Source organism: Bacteroides sp. PHL 2737 (assembly GCF_004115325.2).
Taxonomy (GTDB): Bacteria; Bacteroidota; Bacteroidia; order Bacteroidales; family Bacteroidaceae; genus Bacteroides; species Bacteroides hominis.
Genome location: NZ_CP040630.1, coordinates 1607468 through 1627465, shown reverse-complemented (window position 1 = coordinate 1627465; position 19998 = coordinate 1607468). Strand labels below are relative to the sequence as shown.

At 50.1% G+C, this 19998-nt stretch carries 17 protein-coding genes and 2 tRNA genes; 10 read left to right on the top strand and 9 right to left on the bottom strand.

Annotated features, from left to right (window positions below):
- Nucleotides 1–150: 150 nt before the first annotated feature.
- The gene (locus tag DBK98_RS06850) at nucleotides 151–351 is read left to right on the top strand and encodes a DUF2007-related protein (protein ID WP_005778894.1); all 201 of its coding nucleotides are present in this window, start codon (nucleotides 151–153) and stop codon (nucleotides 349–351) included.
- Between the two features lie 126 nt (nucleotides 352–477).
- Complete coding sequence (locus tag DBK98_RS06845; RefSeq protein WP_032536158.1) at nucleotides 478–1623, top strand: glycerate kinase; 1146 nt, start codon at nucleotides 478–480, stop codon at nucleotides 1621–1623.
- A gap of 82 nt (nucleotides 1624–1705) precedes the next feature.
- Here the strand turns inward: DBK98_RS06845 and DBK98_RS06840 are convergent.
- The 7 genes from DBK98_RS06840 to prmC form a co-directional block, all read right to left on the bottom strand.
- Nucleotides 1706–1789: transfer RNA gene (locus DBK98_RS06840), tRNA-Leu, on the bottom strand.
- Between the two features lie 14 nt (nucleotides 1790–1803).
- Nucleotides 1804–1876: transfer RNA gene (locus DBK98_RS06835), tRNA-Gly, on the bottom strand.
- Nucleotides 1877–2020: 144 nt separating this feature from the next.
- Entirely contained in the window at nucleotides 2021–3364 is a 1344-nt protein-coding gene (gene argH, locus DBK98_RS06830) for an argininosuccinate lyase (RefSeq protein WP_032531760.1), read from the bottom strand.
- Between the two features lie 5 nt (nucleotides 3365–3369).
- Entirely contained in the window at nucleotides 3370–3780 is a 411-nt protein-coding gene (locus DBK98_RS06825; protein ID WP_005778931.1) for an SRPBCC family protein, read from the bottom strand.
- Between the two features lie 100 nt (nucleotides 3781–3880).
- Entirely contained in the window at nucleotides 3881–4519 is a 639-nt protein-coding gene (gene pyrE, locus DBK98_RS06820) for an orotate phosphoribosyltransferase (RefSeq protein ID WP_005810767.1), read from the bottom strand.
- Nucleotides 4520–4614: 95 nt separating this feature from the next.
- Nucleotides 4615–5079, bottom strand: coding sequence for a regulatory protein RecX (locus tag DBK98_RS06815; RefSeq protein WP_005778936.1), 465 nt, complete (start codon nucleotides 5077–5079; stop codon nucleotides 4615–4617).
- Entirely contained in the window at nucleotides 5076–5912 is an 837-nt protein-coding gene (gene prmC, locus DBK98_RS06810) for a peptide chain release factor N(5)-glutamine methyltransferase (RefSeq protein ID WP_022011450.1), read from the bottom strand. Before prmC ends, DBK98_RS06815 begins: the two co-directional genes overlap by 4 nt.
- Nucleotides 5913–6258: 346 nt before the next feature.
- Between prmC and DBK98_RS06805 the strand changes: the two genes are divergently transcribed.
- Together DBK98_RS06805 and DBK98_RS06800 are read left to right on the top strand one after the other, a co-directional pair.
- On the top strand, nucleotides 6259–7494 hold the full coding sequence (locus tag DBK98_RS06805) for a site-specific integrase (protein WP_004291422.1): 1236 nt from the start codon (nucleotides 6259–6261) through the stop codon (nucleotides 7492–7494).
- Nucleotides 7495–7505: 11 nt separating this feature from the next.
- Nucleotides 7506–7868, top strand: a complete 363-nt coding sequence (locus tag DBK98_RS06800) for a hypothetical protein (protein ID WP_004291423.1) — start codon at nucleotides 7506–7508, stop codon at nucleotides 7866–7868.
- 77 nt (nucleotides 7869–7945) lie between these two features.
- On the opposite strand, the gene DBK98_RS06795 is transcribed toward DBK98_RS06800, so the two are convergent.
- Both DBK98_RS06795 and DBK98_RS06790 read right to left on the bottom strand, forming a co-directional pair.
- Nucleotides 7946–8251, bottom strand: coding sequence for a helix-turn-helix domain-containing protein (locus DBK98_RS06795; protein ID WP_004291424.1), 306 nt, complete (start codon nucleotides 8249–8251; stop codon nucleotides 7946–7948).
- 31 nt (nucleotides 8252–8282) lie between these two features.
- Nucleotides 8283–8582, bottom strand: coding sequence for a helix-turn-helix domain-containing protein (locus tag DBK98_RS06790; protein ID WP_004291426.1), 300 nt, complete (start codon nucleotides 8580–8582; stop codon nucleotides 8283–8285).
- A gap of 201 nt (nucleotides 8583–8783) precedes the next feature.
- On the opposite strand from DBK98_RS06790, the gene DBK98_RS06785 reads away from it, so the two are divergent.
- Genes DBK98_RS06785 through DBK98_RS06760 form a run of 6 tightly spaced genes read left to right on the top strand, consistent with a single transcriptional unit; the run spans nucleotide 8784 to nucleotide 19661 of the window.
- Nucleotides 8784–9146 carry a helix-turn-helix domain-containing protein gene (locus DBK98_RS06785; protein WP_004304264.1) on the top strand — a complete coding sequence of 121 codons (363 nt, stop codon included), beginning with the start codon at nucleotides 8784–8786 and terminating at the stop codon, nucleotides 9144–9146.
- 3 nt (nucleotides 9147–9149) lie between these two features.
- Entirely contained in the window at nucleotides 9150–9500 is a 351-nt protein-coding gene (locus tag DBK98_RS06780) for a helix-turn-helix domain-containing protein (protein WP_004291454.1), read from the top strand.
- Nucleotides 9501–9520: 20 nt separating this feature from the next.
- On the top strand, nucleotides 9521–11092 hold the full coding sequence (locus DBK98_RS06775; RefSeq protein WP_004291455.1) for a DUF3945 domain-containing protein: 1572 nt from the start codon (nucleotides 9521–9523) through the stop codon (nucleotides 11090–11092).
- Nucleotides 11093–11152: 60 nt separating this feature from the next.
- A complete protein-coding gene (gene topB / locus DBK98_RS06770) occupies nucleotides 11153–13240 on the top strand; it encodes a type IA DNA topoisomerase (protein ID WP_004291456.1) in 2088 nt (695 codons plus the stop codon).
- A 27-nt stretch (nucleotides 13241–13267) separates the two neighbouring features.
- Nucleotides 13268–13855 (top strand): DUF1896 domain-containing protein, encoded by a 588-nt coding sequence (locus DBK98_RS06765; RefSeq protein ID WP_004291461.1) that lies wholly within the window; start codon nucleotides 13268–13270, stop codon nucleotides 13853–13855.
- Nucleotides 13845–19661, top strand: coding sequence for an N-6 DNA methylase (locus DBK98_RS06760; RefSeq protein ID WP_004291462.1), 5817 nt, complete (start codon nucleotides 13845–13847; stop codon nucleotides 19659–19661). The genes DBK98_RS06765 and DBK98_RS06760 overlap by 11 nt, the downstream gene beginning before the upstream one ends.
- Nucleotides 19662–19998: the final 337 nt, after the last annotated feature.

Below are 19998 nucleotides of genomic sequence, written 5' to 3'. Positions count from 1 at the left end.
TTATACAAAATTCGTACATAAAATATTGACCAAACCAACAAATCAGCAAACGTTTGCAACATAAGTGCTATAATATGAACTAAAATTGCTCTTCTGAAAGAAAACAACCTGCTATATTTGCAACATATTCATTTAATAACTAAAAAGCAAATGGTAGTAAGTAGAAAGATTTCTCAGGTTGAAGTATTCGCTGGTAGCCCATGGGAAGTGGCAAGTGTGAGAACCCTTCTAAAGGCTGCATCTATCGAAGTGGTGATGAAGGACAAAGGAATAGATTGCATACTGCTTTCTGTCCCCTGTGAATATTACACTGCAGCAATGCGGGTTATCAGCAACAGAATAGCTTCATAGGTTTGTTAGATTAGGTTTGATTAGGGACAAAAGCCGGAATGATTCGTGTTACATTCCGGCTTTTTATTTTCAACGCTTCTTATGATTATTATCACATCTTCTAAATAAAAACAATTTTCTCCAAGCATGAAAAAGATAATCATTGCATCCGACTCGTTTAAGGGTTCCCTGTCATCCGCAGAGGTAGCTGTATCTTGTGAAAAAGGTATTCGAAAAGTATTTCCGAAATGCGAAATCATAAAACTCCCTATAGCGGACGGCGGAGAAGGAACAATTGAAGCACTGGTCAGTGCAACAAATGGGCGGATACATTCGTGTCACGTACACGATCCATTAATGCGGTTAATAGAAGCCCGGTATGGCGTTTTGGGAGATGGAGAAACTGCTGTCATCGAAATGGCAGCCGCGAGTGGACTGACATTGATTGAACCCCATCTGAGAAATCCGATGAAAACAACCACTTATGGTACAGGCGAATTAATACAGGATGCCTTGGAACACGGTTGCAGGAAATTTCTGATAGGAATCGGAGGTAGTGCCACCAATGATGCAGGCACGGGAATGTTGCAGGCATTAGGCATGAAGTTCCGGGATATAGCCGGGAATTTATTAGGGTATGGAGGAGAAATACTTCAAAAGATAGAGATGATTGATAGCAACGATTTCCCGGAAGATAAACTGGCAAAGTGTACATTCACCATCGCATGCGATGTAAACAACCCATTTTCCGGACCACAAGGAGCCGCATTTATTTTTGCTCCCCAAAAAGGAGCCGATGCAAAACAAATACGCATATTAGACACAGGACTGAAGCATTTTGCACAGTTGATTGCCCAAACCCTATATAAGGATATTGATGCTATCCCTGGAGCAGGAGCAGCCGGAGGCATGGGTGGCAGTTTTATTGCCTTCTTCAACGCTCGGTTATCCCGGGGAATTGACACTGTATTGGATGCTCTCCATTTTAATGAAAAACTACAAGGAGCCGATCTTGTGATTACAGGCGAAGGGAAAATGGATGCCCAAACTATAATGGGAAAAGCCCCTATGGGAGTTCTCAAAGCAGCCCAACGAAAAAATATTCCTGTAATTGGTATTGCCGGATGTGTGGATGAAACCGAATTGCTGAATAATGCAGGTTTTCTGGCTGTATATCCTATTGTAGAAGGTCCGGTCTCTCAAGAGCAAGCTATGGAAAAATCAAGGACCTGCAGCAACATAGAGAGAACTGTCCATCAATGCATGCGAATGTTATCCTTATTGCATAACTAACGGCATATAGATAACATCTCCATGAATAAAGTAAAAGCTCCATAAGTAATGAACTTATGGAGCTTTTAGGATGCAACTATAGTACTCGAAGCGGGACTTGAACCCGCACAGCCGCAATGGCCAAAGGATTTTAAGTCCTTCGTGTCTACCATTCCACCATTCGAGCATCCTTTCAAAGAGAGCGGAAAACGAGACTCGAACTCGCGACCCTAACCTTGGCAAGGTTATGCTCTACCAACTGAGCTATTTCCGCGTTTTTTCAACGGGTGCAAAGATAAGTAGTTTCCTGCTTTCTGCCAAACTTTTTCCAAAGAAAAAATTCTCAAAGAAACGGAAAACTATTTTTATCATAAAAGCTATGTAAAGATAGAAGTTATCTTCACATAGCAATAATCTATCAAACACGCCCTAACAAGGTCTTTTCAGCCTGTTCCATGCCGTAGAAATTAAAGCCTTCCACTACATTTTGCATCAAAGCGGATATCTCATCATTACAAAGATTACCAATACTTCCTTCATGAGTATGATGCACCTTCTTATTATGCGAGAAGTTACCAGCTTCAATATCCAAGCCTACTTTTTTATAAGCATCCCGAAAAGGCATACCTTCACGTGCAAGGCGATTCACTTCTTCTACACTAAAGATAAAAAGATATTTATCATCATCAAGAATATGTTCATTCACCTTAATTTCATTCATGATGTATGTAGTCATCTGCAAGCAATCTTTCAGTTCTTGAAAAGCCGGCAAGAAAACCTCCTTGATAATTTGCAGATCACGAAAATATCCGGAAGGCAGGTTATTGGCAATCATCATAATTTGCTGTGGGAGAGATTGCAACTTATTACATTTAGCTCGTGTTAATTCAAACACATCCGGATTCTTCTTATGCGGCATGATACTGGAACCGGTAGTACATTCATCCGGCAGTTTCACAAAACCAAAATTCTGGCTATTGAACATACAGGCATCGAAAGCCAATTTTGAAATGGTTCCTGCAATTGTTGCCAGTGCAAAAGCGACGTTACGCTCCATCTTGCCACGTCCCATTTGAGCATAAACTACATTATAGTTCAAAGAGTCAAAACCAAGCAACTGGGTAGTCATCGTACGATTCAAAGGAAATGAAGAACCATATCCCGCAGCCGATCCCAAAGGATTACGGTTACACATCCTAAATGCAGCTTGCAAAAAGAGCATATCGTCCACCAAACTTTCGGCATATGCCCCGAACCAAAGGCCAAATGACGAGGGCATCGCAATCTGCAAATGAGTATACCCGGGCATTAATACATCTTTATATTGTTCACTCTGACGAATTAAAACATGAAAGAGTTGCTCCACCGCCTCTGCCACTTCTTTTATCTGTGTGCGGGTAAAAAGCTTTAAGTCAAGTAATACCTGGTCATTACGTGAACGACCACTATGAATTTTCTTACCCACATCTCCCAACCGACGAGTCAACATCAACTCCACCTGAGAGTGAACGTCCTCAACTCCTTCTTCTATTACAAATTCTCCTTTCTCGGCAGAAACATAAATATCTTTCAATTCGGCTAACAATAAAGATAATTCATCTTTTGTCAATAAACCTATGCTCTCAAGCATAGTGATATGTGCCATTGAACCAAGTACATCATGTTTAGCAAGATAAAGATCCATCTCACGGTCACGACCAACGGTAAAGCGTTCTATATCCTTGTTTACCTCAACAGATTTCTCCCAAAGTTTCTGTGCCATATTCTTTAATATTGTATCATGGATAACATATCAGCCATCTTCTCCAGTCCTTCCTGTAAAGGCTTCTGTACCATTGCTTTCATAAATGGATTAATATCCAACCCAATGGTTATTTTAAGTTTACATTCTTCATCGGCTGAAGATACAATCTGAATCCACATATTAAAAGGCAGAGGAGAATTAATCGTCTCAAATTTAATACACTTACAGGGCTCACGTTCAATAATCTTAAGGGTTAGCTGTCCCACCGGATCTACATTGAAACTAAGTGTATCCGTATCAAAACTCATATCTTTCACTTTGTCTTGTGGTAAACGGTCCTTTATGGATTCCAGGTTACTAAGGTCCGCAAGTTTATCGTACACACGTTCCTGGCTATAAGGTATTACCTTGACACTACTCTCAAATTTAGTCATCTTATTCTATCTTACTTATAAAGAAAAAAGAAGAACAATCCGAACAAACTCTGTCCGAATGGCCCTTCTTTCTATATTTTAATCATCAAAAAAATCAGTCTTATTTTCCGGTTTCCCAATGAGCTGGATCCTTGCGCCATTCGTTTAACGTTGCAATATCTTCTTCTTCAATGTAACCGGTACGCAATGCAACATCCAACACTGCTTCATAATTAGTCAACGTTACCAAAGGTACTTTAGCATCTTTAAAAGCCTGTTCGGCAACCGGGAATCCGTAAGTATAGGCAGCTACCATACCAATTACTTCACAACCATCCCGACGGATAGCCTCTACGGCTTTCAAACTGCTTCCACCGGTAGAGATTAAATCTTCTACTACAACGACTTTCATACCCGGACGAAGTTCGCCTTCGATAAGATTCTCCAAACCATGGTCTTTAGGGGTAGAACGGACATACACGAACGGAAGATTCAATGCATCAGCTACCAAAGCACCTTGAGGAATAGCACCTGTTGCAACTCCGGCAATGGCATCTACCTGTCCGAAACGTTCCAGAATCAGACGTGTAATTTCGAACTTAACAAAACTACGAAGAGAAGGATAAGAAAGGGTTTTACGGTTGTCGCAGTAAAACGGTGATTTCCATCCGGAAGCCCATGTAAACGGATTTGCCGGTTGAAGCTTAATAGCTTTAATCTTCAACAACTTCTCGGCGAATAATCTCTCTAAATTTTTCATAACTAAACTAACTATGATAATTACAGGATGCAAAAATACGGAAATGGAACGAGACTAAAAAGAAGAAGCCGTATTATTTTTTTGTTATTTGTCACTTACTCTTCTTCCACTTGCACACAACGGCGGATATCATCCATTTCAAATCCTCTGCTCATAGCAAAACGGATCAACTTCCCATTCAACTCGAATTCATCTTTAGCGTGTATACTTTTACGTTTAGCAGCCATCAAATCTCCCAAAATAGCAAGATACTCTTCCTGATCAATGTCATTCAGGTATTTATAAGACACTTCACGAGATATCTTTTTCATGTAAAGTGCTTGAGCAATCTTCATTTTACCCCATTTGGCAAAACGAAACTTATCATTGACAAATGCCCTACAGTAACGTTCTTCATCTATAAACTTCTCAACCACAAGCCGATCAATAATCCGATTGACCGCTTCATAAGGCAAGCCCCACTTCTGTAGTTTTTCACTCACTTCAGCTTTACAATGCTCGGCTGCAGAGCAATAGCCAGCCATGCGGTTTAACGCATCTTCCTCTGTTATTATATTCATCGTTTAGCAGTTACAATTCGATCATTACCCGATATGTCTTTTATCAAACGAAGGTCTCTATATCCCTTTCCGCCAAGCATTTGCAAAACTTCTTCACCATACGCCCGATTTATCTCAAAATAGAGTTTACCATGCAGACTTAGCATCTCTCTCCCCAAAGAGGCAATACGCCGGTAAAATAATAAAGGATCATTATCCGGAACAAACAGAGCCAGACCGGGCTCCCAATCCAAGACGTTAGGTTCCATTTCATTTTTTTCGCTCTCTGTCACATAAGGAGGGTTACTTACAATAATATCATATCGTCTGTCTCCAGAAAACTCCGTAGAAAAGACATCCACTTTCTCAAAATTCACTTTAGTTTTCAGTTCCTGATTGTTTTGCCTGGCAATGGCAAGTGCATTTTCCGACACATCCCACGCCGTAACCTCCGCTCCAGGAATATGCTTAGACAAACTTATAGCAATACACCCACTTCCGGTTCCTATATCAAGCAGACGGACACCTGTAGCAGACTCTTTTACTATTAAATCCACCAGTTCTTCAGTTTCGGGACGAGGGATCAGGACTCCCGGAGCTACCCGGAACATGGATCCGTAGAAATTTGCCCTTCCCTGAATATACTGAATTGGCTCGTTTTTCTTCAACCGTTCAACAATGCTTTCTAAATCACGCTGTTCGTTTGCAGATAAAATTATATCTTTGCCCAAATAATAGTCAATAGCATCCTGCCCCAGCAGATCACAACAAATCATTTTTGTGAGGCTCCTGAGTTCTCCCGGTGGATAAATATGGTGTAAAGACTGGCGGATATAAGTGGTGACGCAGTTCATTCTCATTATTTTGGGGTGCAAAGTTACTACAAAAAAGTGAAATGCGGAAAGATATAGTGATAGAATTGAGTTACAAGGGTTTTGGTTGAAGTGGCGATAATCCGTGAAGCCATTACAATCCCTGCCGAAGCCAAATCCTGACGCCGCTACGTTACTTGTTCGTAACCATGCCCGAAAATGCGACAAACGGGTACGAATAGCGAAACAAGGCTCTAAGGAATAGTGAGTTATCCATAACTCATGCGAAAAATCAGGTTACGGAAAAAGATTGCGCCGTTCCTCCCCGTTTTGCGTACCAACACCGGACTCTTCACCAACTAATTTTGAAACCCAAAAATTAAGGACAATGAAGAGTACATTTTCAGTAATCTACTACCTCAAGCGTCAGGTAGTGAAAAAGGACGGGACAGTTCCCGTCATGGGACGCATCACGGTGGACGGCAGCCAGACACAGTTCAGCTGCAAACTGACTGTCGATCCGAAACTGTGGGACACCAAAGGTGGACGTGTCACGGGCAGAAGCACGGCGGCACTCGAAACGAACCGTATGCTTGACAAGATGCGGGTACGCATCAACAGGCATTATCAGGAAATCATGGAGCGTGACAACTTCGTCACGGCGGAGAAGGTGAAGAACGCCTTTCTCGGACTGGAACACCGCTACCACACGCTGATGCAGGTGTTCCGCCAGCACAACGAGGACTACGAGAAGCAGGTGGAGGCAGGCATGAAAGCCAAAGGCACGCTGCTGAAGTACCGCACCGTTTACAAGCACATGCAAGAGTTCCTCGACATCCGCTACCATGTGAAGGACATCGCCCTAAAAGAGCTTACCCCGGCTTTCATCTCCGACTTCGAGATGTTCCTGCGCACGGACAAGCACTGCTGCACCAATACCGTGTGGCTGTACGTCTGCCCGTTACGGACGATGGTATTCATCGCCATCAACAACGAGTGGCTGACGCGCGACCCGTTCCGCGAGTATGAAATCAAGAAGGAGGAAACAACACGCAGTTTCCTGACCAAAGATGAGATCCGCCTGCTGATGGAGGGGAAACTGAAAAACGCCAAACAGGAATTGTACCGCGACCTCTACCTGTTCTGCGCCTTCACGGGGCTGTCGTTCGCGGATATGCGCAACCTTACGGAAGAGAATATCCGCACCTACTTCGACGAACACGAGTGGATAAACATCAACCGCCAGAAAACGGGCGTGGTGTCCAACATCCGCCTGCTCGACATCGCCAACCGCATAATCGGCAAATACCGGGGACTGTGCGGGGACGGCAGGATATTTCCCGTTCCGCATTATAACACGTGCCTTGCCGGTATCCGTGCCGTCGCCAAGCGTTGCGGCATCACCAAGCATATCACGTGGCATCAGAGCCGCCACACGGCAGCCACGACGATATTCCTCTCCAACGGTGTTCCCATCGAAACGGTCAGCTCCATGCTCGGACACAAGAGCATAAAGACGACGCAGATTTACGCAAAGATAACCAAAGAGAAGCTCAATCAGGACATGGAGAACCTTGCCGCAAGATTGAACGGCGTCGAGGAATTTGCAGGTTGCACCATCTAAAAAGAAAAGCCATGAAACGTGACACAATCATCATCGAGGACAAGGCAGTCAGCGTAACCGGTAACGACGTGTGGATGACCGCCACCGAAATAGCCGGATTGTTCCATACGACCGTCCCGGCAGTGAACGCCGCCATCAGAGCCGTCCGCAAGTCGGACGTGCTGAACGACTACGAGGTGTGCCGCTACATGCAGCTTGAAAACGGGCTGCACGCGGACGTGTACGCCCTTGAAATCATCATCCCGGTCGCTTTCAGGGTGAATACCTACAACACCCACCTGTTCCGCACATGGCTGGTGGGAAAGGCACTCTCACAAGAGAAACGGCAGACATACGTGATGTTCATACAGAACGGAAAAGCCGGGTATTGCTGATTGCACATACCCCATAAGACAAGTAAACGGGTAGCACCACAAAAGGTGTCACCCGTTTACTTTTTCATGAAACCGCCTCACTCCAGCGGCTTGCGGTAGTTCGCTTCCAGTACCCCGCGCAGCCCCGTTTCCGGGTAAAGCACCTTCCCTCCCAAAAGTATGAAGGGCAACACGCGGTTGTTGCGGTATTCCTGCAAGGTGCGCCGGCTCACACGGAGCAGTTCCGACACCTCGCCGTCCGTCAGGTAACGTTCCCCGTCCAGCGGAGGACGGTAGCTTTCCAGAAATGCGGACAGCCATTTCGAGCCTTTGCGCATATCCTGCACCACAGAGGCTATCGGCTCGTCTTCCATCGTAAAAACATCGTTGTTCTCGTTCATCATAACTTCGGATTCAGTGGGTGAATAAATCAAATCATCTGCCGTGCGGATAGAGCGTGCCGACAAGCGGTATCAGCCGCTTCACCTCCTCTGGCTTGTAATAGAACCTGCGGTTTATCTGCGAGTAGCCGATAAGCCGCCTGTCACGCAGCGTCTGCAACGTGCGCGGGCTTATTCTCAACTGCCCGCAGACCTCCTCGCCCGTGAGCCATCTTTCCATGCGCCCCGTGTCGCTTTTGCGCCTCAGGGCGGCGACCTTCTCCGAGAGTGCGCCGAATGCCGCCACCATCATCTCGAAAGTCTTTTTCTCGATAGATACTATTTCCATATTCATGTCATTTAGAGTTTGCCGCAAAGGTAACGAAACGGCATACAAGACGTATCGTTTTCCGCTGAAAGGCTGCCTGTTGCGCCGTTTGACCGGGTTACGGAGCCATCTTCCGCAAAAATCTTACGTGAGTCACGTAGTGAGTTGTTAAAGCCCCTTTTGTTTATTGCCGAATTTTGTCGCAGAAACAAAAAGAAAGGACTGAACATGAAAGTGATAACAATGGAAAGTTCCGCCTACAAGGAGATGATGGCGCAGATTGCGAACATCGCAGGGTACATCCGCGAGGCAAGGGACGAGAAGAAACGGAAGCGGGAAACCGAAGACAAGCTGCTTGACACGGCACAGGCGGCGAAGATGCTCAACGTGAGCAAGCGCACCATGCAGCGTATGCGCACCGACCACCGTATCGAGTATGTGGTGGTACGCGGAAGCTGCCGCTACCGCCTTTCCGAGATACTGCGGCTATTGGAGGACAACACAGTAAGGAACGAGGAAGGGACAATAGACACCCTGTTCCACAACCACACGCTGCGCACGGGCGGCAAACCAAAAGGAAGGAGGACATAGGTCATGGAACTGCTCACACGAAACAACTTCGAGGGCTGGATGCAGAAGCTGATGGAACGGCTCGACCGTCAGGACGAACTGCTGCTGGCGATGAAGGCTGAGGGGAAACAGCCCACTATCACGGAAAGCATCCGCCTTTTCGACAATCAGGATTTGTGCATGTTGCTCCAGATAAGCAAACGCACCCTCCAACGCTACCGCAGCGTAGGCGCATTGCCCTACAAGACGCTGGGCAAGAAGACCTATTACAGCGAGGAGGACGTGCTGACATTCCTTTCCAACCATATCAAGGACTTCAAAAAGGAAGATATAGCCTTCTACAAGGCTCGTATCCATAATTTCTTTCATAAATAACCCATTAAAACATTTTTCAGATGGCAAAGAAAAAAGACGAAAAGGACGTGCTGGTAGTCCGTGACGAGAAGACAGGCGAGATCAGCGTGGTAGCCGGGCTGAACGCGGACGGCACACCCAAGCGCACCCCCGCAAAAGCGGAGAACGCGCAGAGTTTCCTGCAATTCGACCGACATGGCGACGTGCTGGACAACTTCTTCAAGAACTTCTTCCGGCAGTGCAAGGAGCCCAGCCGCTTCGGTTTCTACCGCATTGCGGCAGACCAAGCTGAAAATCTCTTAGAGGTGATGAAGCAACTGCTGAAAGACCCCGAAGCGAACAAGGAGCTGCTCGCCCCTCACAAGGTGGACACCTCCGACTATGAGAAGAAGGTGCAGGAAGAGATGGCAGCACAACAGACAGAGAAACAAGAACCTCAAAAACAGGAGAACATGGAACAACGGAAAGAACAGCAACAGGACAAATCCGAACAGATGCAGGGCAAACGTGGCTACCAGCCCATCGACGAGAGTAAAATCAACTGGCAGGAGCTGGAGGACAGATGGGGCGTAAAGCGGGACAACCTTGAAAAGTCCGGCGACCTTACGAAGATGCTCAACTATGGCAAGTCCGACTTGGTAAAGGTCAAACCGACCTTCGGCGGCGAATCATTCGAGCTGGACGCCCGCCTCTCCTTCAAGAAGGACGGTGAGGGAAACATCAGCCTCGTGCCGCACTTCATCCGCAAGGAGCAGAAGCTGGATGAGTACAAGGAACACAAATTCTCCGACAATGACCGGAAGAACCTCCGCGAAACGGGCAATCTCGGTAGGGTCGTGGACATTGTGGACAGGGAAACGGGCGAGATCATCCCCTCCTACATCAGCATCGACCGCAAGACGAATGAAATCACGGACATTCCGGCAAGCAGGGTGCGCATCCCGGAGCGCATCGGCAAGACGGAAATCACCACGCAGGAGCGGGACATGCTCCGCGCCGGACTGCCCGTACGCGACAAGCTCATCGAGCGCAACGACGGCAGAAAGTTCGTCACCACCCTGCAAGTGAACGTGGAGCAGCGCGGCGTGGAGTTCGTGCCGGGAACCGGCAAGTCGCCCCGTACCGCACAGACACAGGAAACCAAAGGCGACACATCGAAAAGTCAGGCGCAGGGCGGGGAAAATGCCGCACAGACCAAGAAGGAGCAACGCCGCAACACGTGGACGAACGAGGACGGCAGCATCCGCCCCATCAGCAAATGGAGCGGCGTGAGCTTCACCGACCAGCAGAAAGCCGACTATGTGGCGGGTAAAGCCGTGAAGCTGGAGAACGTGACCGACAAGCAGGGCTTCCATGCCACGATGTATATCAAGTTCAACCCGGAGAAGGGACGCCCGTACCGCTACGACACGAACCCTGACAATGCACAGCAGGTTGCTCCGTCCAACGAGAGCCGCACGCAGGTGGCGGTGAACAACGATGGCAAGACCAACGAGGCTACAAAGAATCTGAGAGAGCCGTTGCAGAAAGGTCAGACCAACCCGAAGGACGCCCGCCAGCAACAGCAGCAGGAGAAGCCGCAGAAGAAAACGGGCAAGGGCATGAAAATGTAATCCCGTGTCCGCCACTGAATCCAAAATAAAATCCAAAGTATCAACAAAAAAGAAGAAGACATGAAGACAATCATTGCAGAAAAGCCCTCCGTGGCACGTGAAATCGCCCGCATCGTGGGCGCGACAAAGAGAGAGGAAGGATATTTCGAGGGAGGCGGTTATGCCGTGACATGGGCATTCGGACACCTCGTTCAGCTTGCCATGCCCGACGGCTACGGCGTGCGCGGATTTGTCCGTGACAACCTCCCGATTATTCCCGACACATTCACGCTCGTCCCCCGTCAGGTCAGGACGGAGAAAGGTTACAAGCCCGACAGCGGCGTGGTGTCGCAGATAAAAGTCATCAAAAGACTGTTCGACACAAGCGAACATATCATCGTGGCGACCGATGCCGGACGCGAGGGAGAGCTTATCTTCCGCTACCTCTACCACTATACGGGTTGCACCACTCCTTTCGTGCGCCTGTGGATCAGCTCTCTCACCGACAAAGCTATCCGCGAGGGACTGCGGAAACTCGAAGACGGCAGCAAATACGACAACCTCTACCTCGCCGCCAAAGCGCGGAGCGAATCCGACTGGCTCGTGGGCATCAACGGCACACAGGCGTTATCCATCGCCGCCGGACACGGCACGTATTCCGTGGGGCGGGTGCAGACACCAACGTTGGCTATGGTATGTGAACGCTACTGGGAGAACCGCCGCTTTACGTCCGAAGCATTCTGGCAGCTCCATATCGCAACGGACGGTTGCGACGGCGAAGTCGTGAAATTCTCATCCTCCGAGAAATGGAAAGAGAAAGAACCGGCGATGGAACTATATAATAAGGTAAAGGCGGCAGGTTGCGCCACTGTCACGAAAGCCGAGCGCAAGGAGAAGACGGAGGAAACTCCCTTGCTCTACGACCTGACCACGCTCCAGAAAGAAGCCAACGCCAAGCACGGCTTCACGGCGGAACAGACGCTTGAAATCGCGCAGAAACTCTACGAAAAGAAGTTGATAACCTATCCGAGAACGGGAAGCCGCTACATCCCCGAAGACGTGTTTGCCGAAATTCCCAAACTGCTCGCTTTCATCGGCACACAGCCCGAATGGAAAGACAAGGTGCGGGCAAAAGCCGCCCCGACACGCCGCAGCGTGGACGACGGCAAGGTGACAGACCACCATGCCCTGCTCGTCACGGGTGAGAAACCGCTCTTCCTCTCCAAAGAGGACAATACCATCTATCAGATGATTGCCGGGCGCATGGTCGAGGCATTCTCTGAGAAATGCGTCAAGGATGTGACCACTGTCACGGCGGAATGTGCCGGAGTGGAGTTTACCGTAAAAGGCAGCGTCGTGAAGCAAACCGGATGGCGTGCCGTCTATGGCGAGGAAAAAGAGGAAATTACCATCCCCGGCTGGCAGGAAGGCGACACGCTGACACCGAAAGGCTCGTCCATTACCGAAGGAAAGACCAAACCCAAGCCGCTGCATACCGAAGCCACCCTGCTCTCGGCAATGGAAACGGCGGGCAAGGAAATTGAGGACGACGCACTGCGGCAGGCGATGAAGGACTGTGGCATCGGTACTCCCGCCACACGCGCCTCCATCATCGAAACGCTTTTCAAGCGCGGTTACATGGAACGCTGCAAGAAGTCGCTTGTTCCCACCGAAAAAGGACTTGCCCTCAATTCCGTCGTCAAGACGATGCGCATCGCCGATGTTGCCATGACGGGCGAATGGGAAAAGGAGCTGGCGCGTATCGAGCGCGGGGAACTGTCCGACGACACCTTCCGCAAGGAGATAGAGGCGTACACACGTGAGATAACCTCCGAACTGATCTCGTGCGACAAGCTCTTCGGCAGCCGTGACTCCGGCTGCGCGTGTCCCAAGTGTGGCACGGGCAGGATGCGGTTCTACGGCAAGGTGGTACGCTGCGACAACACGGAGTGCGGACTGCCCGTGTTCCGGCTGAAAGCGGGACGCACCCTGTCCGACGATGAAATCAAAGACCTGCTCACCGAAGGGCATACCAAGCTGCTCAAAGGGTTCAAGAGCAAACAGGGCAAGAGTTTCGATGCTGTTGTCGCCTTTGACGGGGAATATAACACGACTTTTGTGTTCCCGGAGGCTAAAAAGGACAAGAAATTTTCAGGACGGAAGAAATAGTATTAACTTTGCCACTTGTTCAGAGTAATGAATTGTTCTTCGATACCGGATTACACTCATACTTTGGATTTAGTGGTGGCACTCGGAGGGATACCGAGTGCCTTTTTCTTCCTTTTTCCAACCGATTATCCCGTTAATTATCAATCCGCTAAATCCAAAGTAATGAACAACAAGAAGAAAAACGAGGGTCAGACCGACTTTTCCTATTACGGTCTGTACCTGCTGGACTATCTCCGCACGAACAAGTTTGAACAGGCTGACGACACCGCTTTCATACGGGAACGGGCCGACCGTGCCGCCGAAACGTATGAGAGGGCACGGCTTGAAGGCTATCCCGCCGATGGTGCGCAGGAACTGGCGATGGACACGCTGCTGCGCGGGCTGCATTATTCCCGTTACGCCATCCTCCGCGAAGTCGTGGAAAACGAGTTTGCCGATGAAGTGCCGGAAGAGAAGCGTGAAGCCTTTGTCCTGAAACTGCTGCCGCTTGTCGGCAACGTGTTCTCCGTCTATGACCTCTCGGATGACAATTTCGCCCTGTCTTCCGATTACGACCTGCTCTACACGGAGCTGACGGGAGCAACCGTCCTTTACTTAGACGAATATGGCGTTTAACCGCAAACAGAAACTGCGGGACAACATCGAGGCGATACGGACGGCATTCATCCTTGACAGGGAAAATAGGACAGCGACAACCGAAGAGCGTGCCATACTTCAAAGGTACTGCGGTTTCGGCGGTCTGAAATGTATCCTCAACCCTGCAAAGGAACTGACGGATGCCGTCCGGTGGGCGAAATCCGACCTCGAACTGTTCGCCCCGACGGTGGAGCTGCACAGGCTTATCCGTGAGAACAGCAAGGACGAAACAGAGTACAAGCGGTTTGTGGATTCGCTGAAAGCGTCCGTGCTGACCGCTTTCTACACCCCCAAAGAGATAACCGACACCATCGCGGACGTGCTGGCAGATTACAGCGTCCGCCCCGCCCGTATGCTCGAACCGTCGGCAGGTGTCGGCGTGTTCGTGGATTCCATGCTGCGGCACAGCCCCAATGCGGATGTGATGGCTTTCGAGAAGGATCTGCTCACGGGTACAATCTTGAGGCATCTCTATCCCGACCAGAAAATGCGCACCTGCGGTTTTGAGAAAATCGAAAGACCGTTCAACAATTATTTCGACTTGGCGGTGTCCAACATTCCGTTCGGTGACATTGCCGTGTTCGACGCGGAGTTTCAGCGGAGCGACTCTTTCGGCAGACGCTCCGCCCAGAAAACCATCCACAACTATTTCTTTCTCAAAGGACTGGATGCCGTGCGTGACGGCGGTATCGTGGCGTTCATCACCTCGCAAGGGGTATTGAATAGCACCAAGACCTCCGTGCGTAACGAGCTGTTCAGTCAGGCCAATCTGGTATCCGCGATACGCCTGCCCAACAACCTGTTCACGGACAACGCGGGCACGGAGGTGGGCAGTGACCTGATTGTCCTGCAAAAGAACCTCAGCAAGAAGGAAATGTCGCAGGACGAGCGGCTGATGACCGTGATACAGACGGACACGAAAACCGCCCTGACCGACAACGCCTATTTCATCCACCACCCGGAACGCATCGTGCATACGATGGCGAAACTTGACACAGACCCCTACGGGAAGCCCGCTATGGTTTATCTGCACGAGGGCAAGGCAGCAGGCATCGCCGGGGATTTGCGCCGTATGCTCGACGAGGATTTCCATTACAGGCTTGCCATGCGCTTGTATTCGGGTTCAATCCGGCAGGCAGGAACGGAAGAAAAAGTTGCCGTTCAAAATAAAGTAGAGCGTCCTGCCATAAAATTGGAAACAGTATCCTCGGCGCAGACGGTGGAAACTCCGACAGAAAAGCCGCAACCCGCAGATGAAAAGCCGGAGATAGAACCGCGCCCGCAATATTCCGCAGGCGTGCAGCTCACCCTGCTTGACCTCTGGGGGATGACGGAAGAGGTCAGCCAACCGAAAACCTCCAAAAAGAAAAAGACGGTGAAAAAGGCAGTTACGGCAAAGTCCACTCCGCCCAAACCGAAAGTCACGGTTACACCGACAGCTCCAACTGCAAAACCCGCAATGGAGAATAAGGAGGTGAAAGCGGAGAACACCGCCAAGCCTGCCGACCCGGACGACATCTATGCCACACTGGACTGGGATACCAATCCTCCCATCAACGGTTTCTATGAAATGATGATGGGTTTGACGCCGGAGCGTAGGAAAGAACTTCGGGAACTGGCAAGGCAGCATAACGAGAAACAAGTGGCGGAAAAGACGGAAGTGAAAGCCGTGCCGGAAACTTCCCGTGAGCAGCCACGACAGGAGGAAACACAGCCGGAGGCAGTCGCCGCACCTGCCGTTACAGATACCCCATCGGAAGCGGTGGGGACTTTCCTTTTCCCCGACATCGAAGCGGAAAAGCCGAAGGAGGAAGTCGTGGACCTTTCTCCGCGTGCCTACCACCGCACGCCGGAGATGCACCTGCGCGAAGGGTCGCTGGTGGCTGACCGGGGGCGTCATAACATCGGCTACCTGAAAGACATCACGCCATACGGGGCGACATTCCAGCCGCTCGACCTGAAAGGATACCAGAAGGAAAAGGCGTTGTTGTATGTGTCGCTGCGTGACGCCTACGAGCGTCTGTACCGTTATGAATCGCTCCGGCGCGAGGCAAATGTTCCGTGGCGAGAGCATCTGAATACCTGTTACGATGAGTTTGTCATGCGCTACGGCAACCTCAACGCCAAGCAGAACGTGAAGTTAGTGATGATGGATGCGGGCGGGCGCGACATCCTTTCGCTGGAACGGATGGAAAACGGAAAGTTCGTCAAGGCGGACATCTTCGAGCATCCTGTTTCCTTCGCGGTGGAGAGCCATGCCAACGTAGGCTCTCCCGAAGAAGCCCTGTCTGCGTCGCTCAACAAATATGGTACGGTCAATCTCGACTATATGCGGGAGATAACCGACAGCACGGCGGAGGATTTGCTCACTGCCCTGCAAGGGCGCATCTACTACAATCCGCTCGTGACCGGTTACGAAATCAAAGACCGTTTCATCGCCGGAAATGTCATAGAGAAAGCGGAACGCATAGAGGCATGGATGGGTGACAATCCCGAAAATGAGCGTATGCCGGAGGTGAAGCAGGCGTTGGAGGCTCTGAAAGATGCCGAGCCGCAGCGCATCGCCTTCGAGGATCTGGACTTCAATTTCGGGGAACGCTGGATTCCGACGGGTGTCTATGCCGCCTACATGAGCCGGCTGTTCGACACGGAGGTGAAAATCGCCTATTCCGCAAGCATGGACGAGTTTTCGGTGGTGTGCGGCTACCGCACCATGAAAATCACGGACGAGTTTCTGGTGAAGGGGTATTACCGGAACTATGACGGTATGCACCTCCTAAAACACGCCCTGCACAACACCTGCCCTGACATGATGAAGTCCATCGGCAAGGACGAGCATGGCAACGACATCAAGATGCGCGACAGCGAGGGAATACAACTCGCCAACGCCAAGATTGACGAGATACGAAACGGCTTCTCCGAATGGCTCGAAGAGCAGTCGCCGCAGTTCAAGGAGCGGCTTGTGACGATGTATAACCGCAAGTTCAACTGTTTCGTGCGCCCGCGCTACGACGGCTCCCATCAGACCTTTCCCGACCTCAACCTGAAAGGGCTGGCAAGCCGGGGTATCAAGAGCGTCTATCCCTCACAGATGGATTGCGTCTGGATGTTGAAACAGAACGGCGGCGGAATTTGCGACCACGAGGTGGGAACCGGTAAGACGCTGATAATGTGCATCGCCGCGCATGAGATGAAGCGTCTGAATTTGGCACACAAGCCGATGATTATCGGGCTGAAAGCCAACGTTGCGGAGATTGCAGCCACCTATCAGGCGGCATATCCCAACGCACGTATTCTGTACGCTTCGGAGAAGGACTTTTCGACCGCCAACCGTGTGCGCTTCTTCAATAATATAAAGAACAACGACTACGATTGCGTCATCATGTCGCACGACCAGTTCGGCAAGATACCGCAGTCGCCGGAATTGCAGCAGCGCATCCTGCAAGCAGAGCTTGACACGGTGGAGGAAAACCTCGAAGTGCTACGGCAGCAGGGAAAGAACGTGTCGCGGGCGATGCTGAAAGGATTGGAGAAGCGCAAGCACAACCTTGAAGCGAAGCTGGAGAAGGTGGAACACGCCATAAAGTCACGCACGGACGACGTGGTGGATTTCAAGCAGATGGGCATCGACCACATCTTCATAGATGAGAGCCACCAGTTCAAGAATCTGACTTTCAACACGCGCCACGACCGTGTGGCGGGATTGGGAAACAGCGAGGGAAGCCAGAAGGCACTTAACATGCTCTTTGCCATACGCACCATACAGGAGCGCACAGGAAAAGACTTGGGTGCGACCTTCCTCTCCGGCACGACTATCAGCAACTCACTGACTGAATTGTACCTGCTGTTCAAGTACCTGCGCCCGAAGGAGCTGGAACGGCAGGACATAAGGTGTTTCGACGCTTGGGCGGCGATATTTGCCAAGAAGACGACGGATTTTGAATTTAACGTGACGAACAATGTGGTCCAGAAGGAGCGTTTCCGCTACTTCATCAAAGTGCCGGAGCTTGCCGCCTTCTATAATGAAATCACGGACTACCGCACGGCGGAGGATGTGGGCGTTGACCGTCCTGCCAAGAACGAGATACTGCACCATATACCGCCCACGCCGGAACAGGAGGACTTCATACAGAAACTGATGCAGTTCGCCAAGACGGGCGATGCCACCTTGTTGGGCAGGCTGCCGCTTTCGGAAACGGAAGAAAAGGCGAAGATGCTCATCGCCACGGACTATGCCCGGAAAATGGCACTCGACATGCGCATGATAGACCCGAATTACGAAGATCATCCCGACAACAAAGCGAGTCACTGTGCCAAGATGATCGCGGAGTATTATCAAAAATACGACGCCCAGAAAGGCACGCAGTTCGTTTTCTCTGATTTGGGGACATACCAGCCGGGCGACGGGTGGAACGTCTATTCGGAAATCAAGCGCAAACTGACGGAGGACTACGGTATACCGCCAAGCGAGGTGCGCTTCATTCAGGAGTGCAAGACCGACAAGGCGCGGAAGGCGGTGATAGACGCCATGAACGCCGGGACGGTGCGTGTGCTGTTCGGCTCTACCTCTATGCTCGGAACGGGTGTGAACGCCCAGAAACGGTGTGTGGCTATCCATCATCTCGATACGCCGTGGCGACCGTCCGACTTGCAACAGCGTGACGGACGCGGAGTTAGGGCAGGTAATGAGATTGCCAAACATTTCGCCGGGAACAACGTGGATGTAATCATCTACGCGGTGGAGAAGTCACTGGACAGCTACAAGTTCAACCTCCTGCACTGCAAGCAGACTTTCATAAGCCAGCTCAAAAGCGGTGCGATGGGTGCGCGTACCATCGACGAGGGGGCAATGGACGAAAAATCGGGCATGAATTTCTCGGAATACATGGCGTTGCTCTCCGGCAATACCGACCTGTTGGACAAGGCGAAACTGGAAAAGCGGATCGCATCGCTCGAAGGGGAACGCAAGTCGTTCAACAAGGGCAAGCGTGATTCGGAGTTCAAGCTGGAGTCAAAGACCGGCGAGTTGCGCAACAACACGGCTTTCATAGATGCCATGACGGAGGACTGGAACCGCTTCCTGTCGGTGGTGCAGACCGACAAGGAGGGCAACCGCCTTAATATAATAAAGGTGGACGGAGTGGATTCCGCCGATGAGAAGGTCATCGGAAAGCGTTTGCAGGAGATAGCCAAGAATGCCACGACCGGAGGGTTGTACACGCAGGTCGGTGAACTTTACGGTTTTCCGATAAAGGTGGTGAGCGAAAGGATACTCAAAGAGGGATTGGAGTTCACCGACAACCGCTTCGTGGTCGAGGGGAACTACAAGTACACCTACAACAACGGGCATCTGGCGATGGCTGACCCGTTGGCCGCCGCCCGCAACTTCCTCAACGCGATGGAGAGGATACCCTCCATCATCGACCAGTACAAGGCGAAGAACGAGGTGCTGGAGATGGAGATACCGCAGTTACAGGAGATAGCGGGTAAGGTGTGGAAGAAGGAGGACGAGCTGAAGCAGTTGAAGTCCGAACTTGCCGCCCTTGACCGAAAAATTCAGCTGGAGCTTGCGCCACCCACGCCCGAAGTCGCAGAAAAGGAGAATGAAGGGCAACAGCTCAAGCCGGAAGCGGAAGATGTGAGGAACAGGCAGGCGCAATATCCCGAAAATGCACCGCCGCAGATACGCAGTCCGGCGGATAGTATCGTTGCCAACCATGTCATAATCGGGCGTCCGGGACTGTATGCCAAGGAGGAAACCCGGTCCAAAGGATTGAAAATATAACCTAAGGAATTTTATCTGAAGTATTAATAAGGGCTATCCCAAAAGGTCTAAAAGTAAATTTTATCCTTTCTGCAAGTATCTATAGGATGGCAACTGCATTTTTTTCTTTTTGGGCAGCCCTTATTAAAATTTATTCTTATTTTAGGTTATATACATTCATGTCCATTTATGTAAAAAATTCCTGCTGACCTTGTTTATGTCTTGTCAGTCACCATTTGCAAAACCATATTTGACCCTCAAAGAGGCTGAATTTGATAAGTAACTTGCTACATACTCATAATAAGGAGCTAAATAGAACACGAATGGGAAATACACAAATGCTAAACTAAAGAAGATA